At 68.5% G+C, this 12,980-nt stretch carries 15 protein-coding genes; 2 read left to right on the top strand and 13 right to left on the bottom strand.

Going from position 1 to position 12,980, the window contains the following annotated elements:
- Window positions 1-4: 4 nt before the first annotated feature.
- From rpsC to AC4BGC_RS01370, 9 genes are all read right to left on the bottom strand, one after another.
- A complete protein-coding gene (gene rpsC / locus AC4BGC_RS01410; RefSeq protein WP_490546532.1) occupies window positions 5-868 on the bottom strand; it encodes a 30S ribosomal protein S3 in 864 nt (287 codons plus the stop codon).
- Window positions 868-1,305: a 50S ribosomal protein L22 gene (gene rplV, locus AC4BGC_RS01405; RefSeq protein WP_490546533.1), complete on the bottom strand. Its 438-nt coding sequence runs from the start codon at window positions 1,303-1,305 to the stop codon at window positions 868-870. The genes rpsC and rplV overlap by 1 nt, the downstream gene beginning before the upstream one ends.
- A gap of 27 nt (window positions 1,306-1,332) precedes the next feature.
- Window positions 1,333-1,614 carry a 30S ribosomal protein S19 gene (rpsS, locus tag AC4BGC_RS01400; protein WP_490546534.1) on the bottom strand — a complete coding sequence of 94 codons (282 nt, stop codon included), beginning with the start codon at window positions 1,612-1,614 and terminating at the stop codon, window positions 1,333-1,335.
- 28 nt (window positions 1,615-1,642) lie between these two features.
- Window positions 1,643-2,476 (bottom strand): 50S ribosomal protein L2, encoded by an 834-nt coding sequence (gene rplB / locus AC4BGC_RS01395; RefSeq protein ID WP_490546535.1) that lies wholly within the window; start codon window positions 2,474-2,476, stop codon window positions 1,643-1,645.
- Between the two features lie 34 nt (window positions 2,477-2,510).
- Window positions 2,511-2,816: a 50S ribosomal protein L23 gene (gene rplW / locus AC4BGC_RS01390; RefSeq protein ID WP_490546536.1), complete on the bottom strand. Its 306-nt coding sequence runs from the start codon at window positions 2,814-2,816 to the stop codon at window positions 2,511-2,513.
- Window positions 2,813-3,508 (bottom strand): 50S ribosomal protein L4, encoded by a 696-nt coding sequence (gene rplD, locus AC4BGC_RS01385; protein ID WP_490546537.1) that lies wholly within the window; start codon window positions 3,506-3,508, stop codon window positions 2,813-2,815. Before rplD ends, rplW begins: the two co-directional genes overlap by 4 nt.
- On the bottom strand, window positions 3,505-4,173 hold the full coding sequence (rplC, locus tag AC4BGC_RS01380) for a 50S ribosomal protein L3 (protein WP_490546538.1): 669 nt from the start codon (window positions 4,171-4,173) through the stop codon (window positions 3,505-3,507). The genes rplD and rplC overlap by 4 nt, the downstream gene beginning before the upstream one ends.
- A gap of 7 nt (window positions 4,174-4,180) precedes the next feature.
- Window positions 4,181-4,489, bottom strand: coding sequence for a 30S ribosomal protein S10 (gene rpsJ / locus AC4BGC_RS01375; protein ID WP_008360994.1), 309 nt, complete (start codon window positions 4,487-4,489; stop codon window positions 4,181-4,183).
- A 379-nt stretch (window positions 4,490-4,868) separates the two neighbouring features.
- Complete coding sequence (locus AC4BGC_RS01370) at window positions 4,869-6,188, bottom strand: MFS transporter (protein WP_490554023.1); 1,320 nt, start codon at window positions 6,186-6,188, stop codon at window positions 4,869-4,871.
- 116 nt (window positions 6,189-6,304) lie between these two features.
- Here AC4BGC_RS01370 and AC4BGC_RS01365 point away from each other — a divergent pair, with 116 nt between their 5' ends.
- A complete protein-coding gene (locus tag AC4BGC_RS01365; RefSeq protein ID WP_490546540.1) occupies window positions 6,305-6,730 on the top strand; it encodes a hypothetical protein in 426 nt (141 codons plus the stop codon).
- Window positions 6,731-6,751: 21 nt separating this feature from the next.
- Here the strand turns inward: AC4BGC_RS01365 and trmB are convergent, their stop codons facing one another.
- Window positions 6,752-7,483, bottom strand: a complete 732-nt coding sequence (trmB, locus tag AC4BGC_RS01360; RefSeq protein ID WP_490546541.1) for a tRNA (guanosine(46)-N7)-methyltransferase TrmB — start codon at window positions 7,481-7,483, stop codon at window positions 6,752-6,754.
- 186 nt (window positions 7,484-7,669) lie between these two features.
- Between trmB and AC4BGC_RS01355 the strand changes: the two genes are divergently transcribed.
- On the top strand, window positions 7,670-9,013 hold the full coding sequence (locus tag AC4BGC_RS01355) for a transaminase (RefSeq protein ID WP_490554022.1): 1,344 nt from the start codon (window positions 7,670-7,672) through the stop codon (window positions 9,011-9,013).
- A 19-nt stretch (window positions 9,014-9,032) separates the two neighbouring features.
- On the opposite strand, the gene AC4BGC_RS01350 is transcribed toward AC4BGC_RS01355, so the two are convergent.
- The 3 genes from AC4BGC_RS01350 to fusA form a co-directional block, all read right to left on the bottom strand.
- Window positions 9,033-9,401: a VOC family protein gene (locus tag AC4BGC_RS01350; protein ID WP_490554021.1), complete on the bottom strand. Its 369-nt coding sequence runs from the start codon at window positions 9,399-9,401 to the stop codon at window positions 9,033-9,035.
- Between the two features lie 114 nt (window positions 9,402-9,515).
- Window positions 9,516-10,709 (bottom strand): elongation factor Tu, encoded by a 1,194-nt coding sequence (gene tuf / locus AC4BGC_RS01345; protein WP_490546544.1) that lies wholly within the window; start codon window positions 10,707-10,709, stop codon window positions 9,516-9,518.
- Between the two features lie 83 nt (window positions 10,710-10,792).
- Window positions 10,793-12,853 (bottom strand): elongation factor G, encoded by a 2,061-nt coding sequence (gene fusA / locus AC4BGC_RS01340; protein WP_490546806.1) that lies wholly within the window; start codon window positions 12,851-12,853, stop codon window positions 10,793-10,795.
- Window positions 12,854-12,980: the final 127 nt, after the last annotated feature.

Here is a 12,980-nt window from a genome sequence, read left to right as displayed (position 1 = left end):
GGACTCAGGCCTCCGTTCCGGTGGTCGCGGCGGCCGGTGCCTCGGCGGCGGGAGCCGCAGCGGTCTCGGTCGCGGGGGCGCCCGCACGGTCAGCGCGGGTCGGGCGGTCTCCCGCACCGGCGCCGCGGGAACCGCGGGTCGGGCGGTCGCTCGCACGGTCTCCCCTGGCGCCGCCGGCCGCTCCGCGGCCACGGCCGGGAGCACCTGCACGGGCAGCTGCCTGGGCCTCGCGCTCGGCACGGGTGCCGGCGACCTCGCCCTTGTAGATCCACACCTTCACGCCGATGCGGCCGAAGGTGGTGCGGGCCTCGTAGAAGCCGTAGTCGATGTCGGCGCGCAGCGTGTGCAGGGGCACGCGGCCCTCGCGGTAGAACTCCGAGCGCGACATCTCGGCACCGTTGAGACGGCCCGAGCACTGGATCCGGATGCCCTTGGCACCCGAGCGCATCGAGGTCTGCATGGCCTTCTTCATCGCGCGACGGAACTGCACGCGGCCGGAGAGCTGCTCGGCGACACCCTGGGCGACCAGCTGTGCATCGATCTCGGGCTGCTTGACCTCGAGGATGTTCAGCTGGACCTGCTTGCCGGTCAGCTTCTCGAGCTCGCTGCGCAGGCGGTCGGCCTCAGCGCCACGGCGACCGATGACGATGCCCGGGCGAGCGGTGTGGATGTCCACCCGCACGCGGTCCCGGGTGCGCTCGATCTCGACCTTGGAGATGCCGGCCCGCTCCATGCCCTTGGAGAGCAGCTTGCGGATCGCGACGTCCTCGCCGACGTAGGACTTGTAGAGCTTGTCGGCGTACCACCGGCTCTTGTGGTCGGTGGAGATACCGAGGCGGAACCCGTTCGGGTTGATCTTCTGACCCATCAGGCGGTCCGTCCCTTCTTCTTGGTCTGCTGCGTGGTCGACTCGACTGCGGGCTGCACCACCAGGGTGATGTGGCTGGTGCGCTTGTTGATCCGGGTGGCCCGGCCCTGCGCACGCGGTCGCCACCGCTTCATCGTGGGGCCCTCGTCGACGGTCGCCTTGCTGACCACCAGAGTGCCGCGGGCGAGGTCCTCGGTCGTCGTGGCGTTGGCCACGGCGCTCTCGAGCACCTTGTAGACGGTCTCGCTGGCGGCCTGCGGCGCGAACTGCAGCAGTGCCAGGGCATCGTCGACAGGGAGCCCGCGGACCATGTCCACGACTCGACGCGCCTTCATCGGGGTGATCCGGACGAAGCGCGCGCTGGCGAAGGCGCCCGGCTGGTCACCGAGCAGCGAGTCACGTCGGGCGCTCGTGCGCCTGCGATCTGTAACGCTCATTGCTGTATCTCTCCTTGCGACGCCGCGTCAGCGGCGGCGGCTCTTCCGGTCGTCCTTCACGTGCCCGCGGTAGGTGCGGGTCGGGGCGAACTCGCCCAGCTTGTGGCCGACCATCGAGTCGGTCACGAACACCGGGACGTGCTTGTGTCCGTCGTGCACGGCCAGCGTGTGACCGATCATGGACGGCACGATCATCGAGCGGCGCGACCAGGTCTTGATCACGGTGTGGGTTCCGGCGTCGTTCTGCGCGTCCACCTTCTTGATCAGGTGGTCGTCGACGAACGGGCCCTTCTTCAGGCTGCGAGGCATCTCTGGGCTCTACCTTCCGCGCTATCTCTTAGCGCTTCTTGCCGGACTTGCGGCGACGGACGATCAGGGCATCGCTGGCCTTGCGCTTGCGCGTGCGGCCCTCGGCCTTGCCCCAGGGTGAAACCGGGTGGCGACCACCGGAGGTCTTGCCCTCGCCACCACCGTGCGGGTGGTCGACCGGGTTCATGACGACACCACGGACGGTCGGGCGGCGGCCCTTCCAGCGCATCCGGCCGGCCTTGCCCCAGTTGATGTTCGACTGCTCGGCGTTGCCGACCGCGCCGATGGTGGCACGGCAGCGGACGTCGACGTAGCGCATCTCACCGGAGGGCATCCGCAGCTGTGCGCGGGACCCCTCCTTGGCGACGAGCTGCGCGCTGTTACCGGCGGAACGGGCGATCTTGGCACCGCCACCGGGCCGGAGCTCGATGCAGTGGATCGTCGTACCGACGGGGATGTTGCGCAGCGGCAGGTTGTTGCCCGGCTTGATGTCGGCGGTGGGACCGGCCTCGATCGCGGTGCCCTGGCTGACGCCGAGAGGAGCGATGATGTAGCGCTTCTCGCCGTCGGCGTAGTGCAGCAGCGCGATGCGTGCGGTGCGGTTCGGGTCGTACTCGATGTGGGCGATCTTCGCCGGGACGCCGTCCTTGTCGTAGCGACGGAAGTCGATCACCCGGTAGGCCCGCTTGTGGCCGCCACCCTGGTGCCGGGTGGTGATCCGGCCCTGGTTGTTGCGGCCGCCCTTCTTGGGCAGCGGCTTGACCAGGGACTTCTCCGGCGTGGTCCGGGTGATCTCGACGAAGTCAGCGACCGACGAGCCACGACGGCCCGGGGTGGTCGGCTTGTACTTGCGGATTGCCATGTCTTTACCTCAGTCAGTTCTCAGCGGATGCCGGTCAGGAGACCGGTCCTCCGAAGATGTCGATGCGGTGACCCTCTGCGAGGCTGACGATCGCGCGCTTGGTGTCCTTGCGCTTTCCGGTGCCGGTACGGGTACGCCGGGTCTTGCCGGTGCGGTTCATGGTGTTCACCGAGGTGACCTTCACGTCGAAGATCTTCTCGACCGCGATCTTGATCTCGGTCTTGTTCGCGTCCGGGTGGACCAGGAACGTGTACTTGTTCGCGTCGAGGAGGCCGTAGCTCTTCTCGCTCACGACCGGTGCGATCAGGACGTCGCGGTGGTCCTTGTGCAGGGTGCTCATTTCTCGTCCTCCACGGGCGTCTCAGCGGGGGCGTCCTCGATGACCGCGTCGTTGGCCGGGGCCTCGACGATGGTCGCCTTGCGAACGCTGGACGACGCGGTGCCGTTGACGAAGGCGTCGTAGGCGTCCTGGGTGAAGATCACGTCGTCGGACAGCAGCACGTCGTAGGTGTTGAGCTGGTCGACGGCGAGCAGGTGCACCGAGGCCACGTTGCGCAGCGAGAGCCAGGTCAGCGCGTCGTCACGGACGAGCACGACCAGCTGGCGACGCTCGCCGGCGAGGCCGGCCAGCGCTGCGACGGCGTCCTTGGTCGAGGGCTTGTCGCCACCGACGAGGGACTCCACCACGTGGACGCGTCCGGCGCGGGCCCGGTCGGAGAGGGCACCGCGCAGGGCGGCGGCCTTCATCTTCTTGGGGGTGCGCTGGTCGTAGTCACGCGGCTGCGGGCCGTGGACGACGCCACCACCGACGAACTGCGGGGCGCGGGTCGAGCCCTGACGGGCGCGGCCGGTGCCCTTCTGCTTGTGCGGCTTGCGGCCACCGCCGCGAACCTCGCCGCGGCTCTTGGTGGAGTGCGTGCCCTGACGGGCCGCTGCCTGCTGGGCCACCACGACCTGGTGGATCAGCGGGATGTTCGTCTCGACGTCGAAGATCTCGGCGGGGAGATCAACCTTGACAGTCTTCGCGGTCATGCGCCGGCCTCCTGGGTCTTCTTGGCTGCCGAGCGGATGATGACCAGCCCACCCTTGGCGCCGGGAACGGCACCCTTGAGGAGGATCAGGCCCTTCTCCACGTCCACGGCGTGCACGGTGACGTTCTGCGTGGTCACGGTGTCGCTACCCATGCGACCAGCCATGCGCGTGCCCTTGAAGACACGGCCCGGGGTCGCGCAGGCGCCGATGGAGCCCGGCTTGCGGTGGTTCTTGTGGGCACCGTGAGAGGCACCGACACCGTGGAAGCCGTGCAGCTTCATGACGCCGGCGTAGCCCTTGCCCTTGCTCGTCCCGGTGACGTCGACCTCCTGGCCGGCGGCGAACAGCTCGGGGCTGAGCTCCTGGCCGACCTCGTAGGTGGGGGCGTCACTGGTGCGGATCTCGACGACGTGGCGGCGTGGGGTCACGCCTGCCTTGCCGAAGTGACCAGCGGTCGGCTTGTTGACCTTGGCGCCGTCGATCTCGCCGAAGCCAACCTGGATGGCGTTGTAGCCATCCTTCTCGGGGGTCCGGACCTGGGTCACCACATTGGTGCCGGCCGCGACCACGGTTACGGGGACGACGCGGTTGTTCTCGTCCCAGGTCTGGGTCATGCCGAGCTTCGTGCCCAGCAGTCCCTTGACGTTGCGTTCGAAAGTGCTCACAGGAACCTCAGAGCTTGATCTCGATGTCGACACCGGCAGGCAGGTCGAGACGCATCAGCGAGTCAACCGTCTTCGGTGTGGGGTCAATGATGTCGATGAGGCGCTTGTGCGTGCGCATCTCGAAGTGCTCGCGGCTGTCCTTGTACTTGTGCGGCGAGCGGATGACGCAGTAGACGTTCTTCTCGGTCGGCAACGGCACCGGGCCGGCGACCTTCGCGCCCGTACGGGTCACGGTGTCCACGATCTTGCGCGCCGAGGTGTCGATCACCTCGTGGTCATAGGCCTTGAGCCTGATGCGGATCTTCTGTCCCGCCATCAAACAACGTCCTTACTTCGTAGTCCTGCGACTGGTCTCCAGACGTCCTCGGTGAGGATGTCCGCGCTGCTGCCACTCCGTCTCGTCCGACCCCCGCGGTCGGGCGTGTCGTGCGTCTTGATGAGCGCGCGACACACACAGAACTCGTGCGGGTCGTTGTTTCGGAGTGGTGCCCGGGGGTCCGGGCTGAACGGGATCTCCTGGTGCGGCGCGAACGCGCAACCACGTCTGCTGCGATGAGCAGCTCAGGAAAACCTGTTCAGTGGTCAATGTCCGCGCCCCGGCAATCCCGCCGGAGCAACCTGACTATCTTGTCAGAGACACCCGCCCTGCGCCAAATCGGGTGCACGCGGGGGCCTCGTGGGGGCTGCCGGAGAACTCAGATCTGCGGGTTCTCCTGGCCCACCTCGTCAAGGATAGCGCCGTGGGTGGCACGCATCCTGGGGATGGTCATGCACAGCAGCGCCGCTCCCAGGCACATCGCCCCCGCGGTCATCCAGGCCAGGAAGTAGTCGCCGGTCCCCTCCCGGATCCAGCCGGCGTACGACGCGGCGACGCCCGCTCCCACCATGTGCGAGGCGAACACCCACCCGAAGACGACGCCGGACCGCTCCAGGCCGAAGTGGTCGCGGCACAGCGCCACGGTGGGCGGCACCGTCGCCACCCAGTCCAGGCCGTAGAACACGATGAAGAAGAACAGGCTGGGCGCGACCTCAGGCCCCAGGAGCGAGGGCACCACGAGCAGCGAGAGCCCGCGCAGCGAGTAGTAGGCGAACAGCAGGTAGCGGGGATCGACCTTGTCGGTGAGCCAGCCGGACGCGACCGTGCCCACGATGTCGAAGACGCCGATCAGGGCGAGCAGCCCGGCCGAGGTGGTCGCCGGCATCCCGTGGTCGTGCGCCGCCGGGATGAAGTGGGTGCCGATCAGCCCGTTCGTCGACCAGCCACAGACCCAGAACGTGAGGAACAGCACCCAGAACGTCCATGTGCGGCCGGCCTCCCGCAGGGTCCGGACCGCCAGGGCCGCGGCACCCGAGCCGGCACCGGTCGCAGCGGGCGGCTCGACGTACGACGGTGGCGCGCCGTAGGGCACCTCCCCCACGTCGGAGGGCCGGTCGCGCAGCACCAGGAGCACCAGCGGGACCAGCAGCAGCGCGAACGCCGCGACCAGACCGGCCGCCCAACGCCACCCGGGCCCGGCCGCGAGGTGTGCGATCACCGGCAGGAAGACCAGCTGGCCCGTCGAGCTCGCCGCCGAGAACAGCCCGGTGACCAGGCCGCGGTGCCGGACGAACCAGCGGTTGGCCACGATCGCGCCGAAGACCAGCGCCATCGCCCCGGTGCCGAGGCCGATCGGCACTCCCCACAGGAACCACAGCTGCCACGCCTCGGTCATCACGAGCGTCAGGGCCGCCCCCAGCGAGACCAGGGCGAGCGCACCGGCCACCACCCGTCGCACGCCGAACCGCTCCATCACCGCAGCGGCGAACGGCGCGGTGAGGCCGTAGATGACGAGGTTCAGGGTGACGGCGCCCGAGGTCATGCCCCGGGACCAGCCGAACTCGTGCTCCAGCGGCTCCAGGAGGGCCCCTGTGGAGGAGCGGAAGCCCGCTGCGGCCACCAGGGCCGCCATCGTCGCCGCGGCGACCCACCAGGCCCGCCCGCTGATCCGGGCGTCGGGCACCACGACTCCGCTCACCCCCGAAGTCTAGGAACACCCATACCCGGGGCGCAGGCACGACAGCTGCCGGCTTGCACCGGTCCGGCGTCCAGACCAGCCTTGTCCGAGCCGCGATCGCGGCTTAGCGTCGCCTCATGGACGCCACCGTCCTCATCGGCTTCGCCAAGGTCATCGGGATCTCCCTGGTCCCGGTGGCCCTGTTCGCGGGCGCCCTGCACGCCCGTGCCGCGGTGGAAGGGTGCCGCTCGCTGGGCAGGCGGGCGAAGCTGCTCCCACCGGCACCAGATCCCTCGCCGCCGAGGCCGCCGCTGCAACGACTGGCCGCCGACCTGCGCCGGCTGCGTCCCGAGGTGCGCTCCCCCCGCGCCGGGGTGGCGATGGCCCGCCAGCGCGGGGTGGTCGCCGCCTACGACAGCGTGCTGATCAGCACCGCCGAGGCGCTGGACGTGCCCACGCTCCTCGGCGAGCTCACCGATGGCCTCGACCGCGAGGCGGAGCGGCTGCGGCTCGAGCACGCGCTCGAGCGGGCCGGCCTGAGCTGGCAGGTCGAGGACGGCTGAGCACAGGCCGCTGGGGGCGGATCAGCGCCGGCGGTAGGCGAGGTCGACGATCTCCCGCTCAGCGGCCACGCCCTTGCGCTCGAACTTGGTGACCGGCCGGTCCTCCCAGCGCTCGACCCGGCCACCCTCCAGGGCGGGCTCCTGGTCCAGGACCGCCCGCATCTGCTCGGCGTACTCCGCCCAGTCGGTCGCCAGCCGCCACACGCCGCCCGGGCGCAGCCGGGAGGCCGCCAGCGAGGCGAACTCCGGGGTGACCAGCCGCCGCTTGTGGTGGCGCTTCTTGGGCCACGGGTCGGGGAAGAACGTCCACAGCTCCTCGACCTCGCCGGGACCGAAGAGGTGCTCGAGGCACCAGACCGCGTCCACCGACAGCAGCCGGACGTTGTCCGCCCCCGCCTCCGCGAGCAGACCGAGCGTGTGCGCGACCCCGGGGCGCCAGACCTCCAGCGCCACGATGTTGCACTCCGGCCGCTGGGCCGCGAGCACAGCCGTCGCCTCCCCCACCCCGGACCCGATCTCCACGATCAGCGGCGCCGTCCGCCCGAACACCTCGCTCCAGCTGAACGCAGGGTCGTCGACCGCCTCCTCCGGAATCACCCAGTCGCGGTGGTGCGCGTCCCATGACTCCTGCTGTGAAGGCGTGAACCTCCCACCCCGCCGGGAGTAGGTGAGCACCTCGCGCATCCGCGTCCCGTCCTCGGTGTACTTCTGGCGCGGTCGAGCAGCAGGAAGGGTGTTGTCCACGCAGCACATTGTGTCCGACGGGGGCGAGCCGTTGATCGGCCGGTTGGGGGTCGGTTTGGGCTCGGCAGTTGGGCTCGGCAGTTTCCCAGGTCATGAACCCGAACTGCCTCTTCACACATGGGGTGGGGTGTGTGAAGAGGCGGTTGTGGTTCATAACCTGGGAAACCGGCAGCTGCGACGCCCTAGATTGCGGGGATGATCGACCGTCAGCACCTGGCCGAGCTCCGCAGCGTCGAGGAGCAACGGTTCGTCGAGCTCCATCCGCGTTCGGCCGAGCTCGCGGGGCGGGCCCACGGCCCCTTGCTTGCGGGGGTGCCGATGCCTTGGATGACCCGGTGGCCCGGGGCGTTCCCACTGTTCTTCGACTCCGCCGTCGGGGCTCGTCTGACCGACGTCGACGGCATCGAGTACGTCGACCTCTGCCTCGGCGACACCGGCGCGATGACCGGGCACGCCTTGCCGCAGGTCACGGAGGCCGTCGCCCGCCAGGCGTCGCGCGGACTCACCACGATGCTGCCTTCGGCCGACGCGGTCTGGGTCGGTGAGGAGCTGGCACGCAGGTTCGGGCTGCCGACCTGGCAGCTGGCGATGTCGGCAACCGACGCCAACCGGTTCGTGCTCCGGTTCGCCCGTTTCCTGACCGGTCGGCCCCGGATCGCGGTGATGGACTGGTGCTACCACGGCACGGTCGACGAGACCCTCGCCGTGCTCGACGGCGACCGGGTGGTCCCGCGGCCCGGGGCTCTCGGACCGCAGGTCGACGTGGCGCAGACCACCGCGGTCGTGCCCTTCAACGACCTGGACGCCCTGGACCGCCGCCTCGCCGAGGGCGATGTCGCCTGCCTGCTGATGGAGCCCGCCCTGACCAACATCGGCATCGTGCTTCCGGAGGAGGGCTACCTCGCCGGGGTCCGTGAGGTCACCCGACGGCACGACGTCCTGCTCGTCGTCGACGAGACGCACACCTTGTGCGCCGGTCCGGGCGGGTGCACGCGCGCCTGGGGGCTCGAGCCGGACTTCGTGGTGCTCGGCAAGCCGATCGGTGGCGGGGTGCCCTCAGCGGCGTACGGGATGAGCGCCGAGGTGGCCGATCGGCTCTCCGGGCCCATGCTCGGTCACGAGATCGACGTCGCCGGCGTCGGCGGCACGCTGACCGCCAACGCCCTGGCGCTGGCGGCGATCAGGGCGACCCTGTCCACGTGCCTGCGCGAGGAGGACTTCGCGGTCGCCGTACCCCTGGCCCAGCAGTTCGCCGACGGCGTCGCCGGGGTGATCGGCGAGCACGACCTGCCCTGGCACGTGCAGAGGTTGGGCTGCCGGGCGGAGTACTGGTTCTGTCCCCCACCGCGCGACGGCGCCGCGGCCGCCGCAGCCGTCGACGAAGACCTCGAGGGCTTCATGCACCTGTGGGCCCTGAACCGGGGTGTGCTGCTCACGCCGTTCCACAACATGGCGCTGTTCAGCCCGCAGCACAGCACGGCGGACGTGGAACGCCATACGGAGGTCTTCGCAAGCGCGGTCGCGGCGCTGACCGCCTGACCGGCCACAACGAGGAGCGTCAGTAGGACTCCGCGGCCTCGGCCTGGCTCGCCACACAGAAGTGGTTGCCGTCGGGGTCCGCCAGCGTCACCCAACTGAAGCTCTCGTCACCCCGCCGTGCGACCAGCGTCGCTCCGGCGCCCAGCAAGCGGTCCACCTCGGCTTCGACGTCTGGAGCCGTCACGTCGAGGTGGAGGCGGTTCTTGCCCGGCGTCGGGTCGGCCACCTTCTGGAACGCCAGCAGCAGCGGCAGGCTGCCCCCCGCGACGACGACGAACTCGCCGCCGTGGTTCTGCACGATCTGCGCGCCGGTCTGCTCGGCCCACCACCCGCCGAGCGCCTCGGCGTCGGCGGTGTCGAAGTTGATCATCCCCATGGTCAGTGTCATGGAGCGACGGTAACGACGGCCACCGACATTCGGCACTGGCGACGTTTTCCGGCAGCCGGAATAGCAGAACGGCCCCGGACCGTGAGGTCCGGGGCCGTTCGGTGAAGCGCTAGATCACTTGGTGATCTTGGTGACGCGGCCGGCGCCGACGGTGCGGCCACCCTCGCGGATAGCGAAGCGGAGGCCGTCCTCCATGGCGATCGGCTGGATCAGCTCGACGATCATGTCGGTGTTGTCACCGGGCATGACCATCTCGCGGCCCTCGGGGAGGGTCACGACGCCCGTCACGTCCGTGGTGCGGAAGTAGAACTGCGGGCGGTAGTTGTTGAAGAACGGCGTGTGACGGCCGCCCTCCTCCTTGGAGAGGATGTAGACCGAGGCCTCGAAGTTCGTGTGCGGGGTGGTGGTCCCCGGCTTGATCACGACCATGCCGCGCTCGACGTCCTCGCGCTTGGTGCCACGAAGCAGCAGCCCGACGTTCTCGCCGGCCTCGCCGGTGTCGAGGAGCTTGCGGAACATCTCGATGCCGGTGACGGTCGAGGTCTGCTTGGTCTCACGGATGCCGATGATGTCGACGGTCTCGTTGACCTTGACGATGCCGCGCTCGATGCGACCGGTGATGACGGTTCCACGACCGGTGATCGTGAAGACGTCCTCGACGGGCATCAGGAAGGGCTTCTCGGTCTCGCGCACGGGCTGCGGGATGTAGGTGTCCACCGCGTCCATGAGCTCGAGGATCGAGTTGCCCCACTTCTCGTCGCCCTGGAGCGCCGGGAAGGCCGCGACCTTGACCACGGGGATGTCGTCGCCGTCGTACTCGTACTCGGAGAGGAGCTCGCGCACCTCCATCTCGACGAGCTCGATGAGCTCCTCGTCGTCGACCATGTCGCACTTGTTCAGCGCGACGACCAGGGCGGGGACGCCGACCTGGCGGGCGAGCAGCACGTGCTCACGGGTCTGCGGCATCGGACCGTCGGTGGCGGCCACGACCAGGATCGCGCCGTCCATCTGCGCGGCACCGGTGATCATGTTCTTGATGTAGTCCGCGTGACCGGGGCAGTCGACGTGCGCGTAGTGGCGCTGCTCGGTCTGGTACTCGACGTGCGCGATCGAGATGGTGATACCGCGCTGACGCTCCTCGGGGGCCTTGTCGATCTCGTCGAAGGCCGAGGCGGCGTTCAGGTTGGGGTACTTGTCGTGCAGCACCTTCGTAATTGCAGCCGTCAACGTCGTCTTGCCGTGGTCGATGTGACCGATGGTTCCGATGTTGACGTGCGGCTTGGTCCGCTCGAACTTCGCCTTAGCCACTGGGGCTCCTCCTGTTGATGTACTTGATCGTCTGATTGAAAAGTTACGGGTGAAACTGTGCTGCCGACGGTGCGGGGAGAACCCTACTCGCCGCGGACCTTCTTGATGATCTCGTCGGCCACGTTCTGGGGAACCTCGGCGTACGAGTCGAACTCCATCGAGTACGACGCCTGACCGGAGGTCTTCGACCGCAGGTCACCAACGTACCCGAACATCTCCGAGAGCGGCACGAGGGCGTCGACGACGCGGTCCCCGGAACGCTCCGACATCGCCCGCACCTGACCGCGACGCGAGTTGATGTCACCGATGACGTCACCCATGAAGGTCTCAGGGGTCACGACCTCGACGGCGAACATCGGCTCCAGCAGAACTGGCTTGGCCATCCGCGCCGCTTCCTTGAACGCCTGGTTTCCGGCGATCTTGAAGGCGAGCTCGGAGGAGTCGACGTCGTGGTAGGCGCCGTCCTCGAGGGTGAACTTGACGTCCACCATCGGGTAGCCGGCGAGCACGCCGAACTCCATGGCGTCCTGTCCACCCTGGTCGACCGAAGGGATGTACTCCTTCGGGACGCGACCACCGGAGACGTTGTTGACGAACTCGTAGCCCGCGCCGTGACCGGTCTCGGGGTCGATGTTCGGCTCGAGGGAGATCTGCACCTTCGCGAACTGGCCGGACCCACCGGTCTGCTTCTTGTGGGTGTAGCCGTGCTTCTCGACCTTCTTGCGGATGGTCTCGCGGTAGGCGACCTGCGGCTTGCCGACGGTGGCCTCGACGCGGAACTCGCGCTTCATCCGGTCGACGAGGATCTCGAGGTGGAGCTCGCCCATGCCCGCGATGATGGTCTGGCCGGTCTCCTCGTCCGCCTTGACGGTGAACGTGGGGTCCTCGTCGGAGAGCCGCTGGATCGCGGTGCCGAGCTTCTCCTGGTCACCCTTGGTCTTGGGCTCGATGGCCACCTCGATCACGGGTGCCGGGAACGTCATCGATTCGAGGATCACCGGGTTCTGCGGGTCACACAGGGTGTGCCCGGTCTTGGTGTCCTTGAGGCCCATGACGGCCACGATCTGGCCGGCGCCGACCGACGCGATCTCCTCACGCTTGTTCGCGTGCATCTGGTAGACCTTGCCGATCCGCTCCTTGCGGCCGTTGACCGAGTTGAGCACCGAGGTGCCCGCCTCGAGCTTGCCGGAGTAGACGCGGACGTAGATCAGCTTGCCGAGGTGCGGGTCGGTCGCGATCTTGTACGCCAGGCCGGAGAACGGCTCGTCGTCGGACGGCTGGCGGACGATGACCTCTTCCTCGTCCTTGACCGAGTGCCCCTGGATGCCGTCGATGTCAAGCGGCGAGGGGAGGTACTTCACGACGGCGTCGAGCAGGGGCTGCACACCCTTGTTCTTGAACGCGGTGCCGCACAGGACGGGGTTGATCTTGTCGGCGAGCGTGGCGCGACGGATCGCGGCCTCGAGCTCCTCGACGGTGAACTCACCCTCCTCCAGGAACTTCTCCATGATGGCGTCGTCGGCGTCGGCGAGCGTCTCGAGCAGCTTCTCGCGGTACTCGGCGGCCTGGTCGGCGAGCTCGGCCGGGATCTCCTCGACCTCGTAGTCCTCGCCCATCTTGGTCTCGCCGCGCCAGGTCAGGGCACGCATGCCGACCAGGTCGACGACACCGATGAAGTCGCCCTCGGCACCGATCGGGAGCTGGAGGACCAGCGGGGTGGAGTTGAGCCGCTCGACCATCATGTCGACGCACCGCCAGAAGTCGGCACCGGTGCGGTCCAGCTTGTTCACGAAGCACATCCGGGGCACGGAGTACTTGTTGGCCTGGCGCCACACGGTCATGGTCTGGGGCTCGACACCGGCAACACCGTCGAAGACGGCGACGGCGCCGTCGAGGACGCGCAGGGAGCGCTCGACCTCGGCGGTGAAGTCGACGTGCCCGGGGGTGTCGATGATGTTGATCTGGTGGTCCTTCCACCAGCAGGTGGTAGCGGCGGACGTGATCGTGATGCCGCGCTCCTGCTCCTGCTCCATCCAGTCCATCGTGGCTGCGCCCTCGTGGACCTCACCGATCTTGTACGTGATGCCTGTGTAGAACAGGATCCGCTCGGTGGTGGTGGTCTTACCGGCATCGATGTGAGCCATGATGCCGATGTTGCGGACCTTGTTCAGGTCCGTGGTGATGTCGACTGCCACTGAAAGTCAGTTTCCTTAAGGTAGAGAAAGTCTGGGACTCGGGAGGAGAACGCCTGCGAGGAGCGAAGTGTTCCCC

The sequence above is a fragment of the Nocardioides sp. Z38_18 genome (assembly GCF_058215695.1).
This window is presented reverse-complemented; position numbering and strand designations above follow the sequence as displayed.

Excerpts from the sequence above, each read along its gene's own strand:
- AC4BGC_RS01355 (WP_490554022.1), top strand. The coding sequence starts at position 7,670 with ATGATCGACCGTCAGCACCTGGCCGAGCTCCGCAGCGTCGAGGAGCAA.
- trmB (WP_490546541.1), bottom strand. The coding sequence starts at position 7,483 with ATGTGCTGCGTGGACAACACCCTTCCTGCTGCTCGACCGCGCCAGAAG.
- AC4BGC_RS01365 (WP_490546540.1), top strand. The coding sequence starts at position 6,305 with ATGGACGCCACCGTCCTCATCGGCTTCGCCAAGGTCATCGGGATCTCC.
- rplD (WP_490546537.1), bottom strand. The coding sequence starts at position 3,508 with ATGACCGCGAAGACTGTCAAGGTTGATCTCCCCGCCGAGATCTTCGAC.
- rplW (WP_490546536.1), bottom strand. The coding sequence starts at position 2,816 with ATGAGCACCCTGCACAAGGACCACCGCGACGTCCTGATCGCACCGGTC.
- rplV (WP_490546533.1), bottom strand. The coding sequence starts at position 1,305 with ATGAGCGTTACAGATCGCAGGCGCACGAGCGCCCGACGTGACTCGCTG.
- rpsS (WP_490546534.1), bottom strand. The coding sequence starts at position 1,614 with ATGCCTCGCAGCCTGAAGAAGGGCCCGTTCGTCGACGACCACCTGATC.
- fusA (WP_490546806.1), bottom strand. The coding sequence starts at position 12,853 with ATGGCTCACATCGATGCCGGTAAGACCACCACCACCGAGCGGATCCTG.
- rpsJ (WP_008360994.1), bottom strand. The coding sequence starts at position 4,489 with ATGGCGGGACAGAAGATCCGCATCAGGCTCAAGGCCTATGACCACGAG.
- rpsC (WP_490546532.1), bottom strand. The coding sequence starts at position 868 with ATGGGTCAGAAGATCAACCCGAACGGGTTCCGCCTCGGTATCTCCACC.
- AC4BGC_RS01350 (WP_490554021.1), bottom strand. The coding sequence starts at position 9,401 with ATGACACTGACCATGGGGATGATCAACTTCGACACCGCCGACGCCGAG.
- rplB (WP_490546535.1), bottom strand. The coding sequence starts at position 2,476 with ATGGCAATCCGCAAGTACAAGCCGACCACCCCGGGCCGTCGTGGCTCG.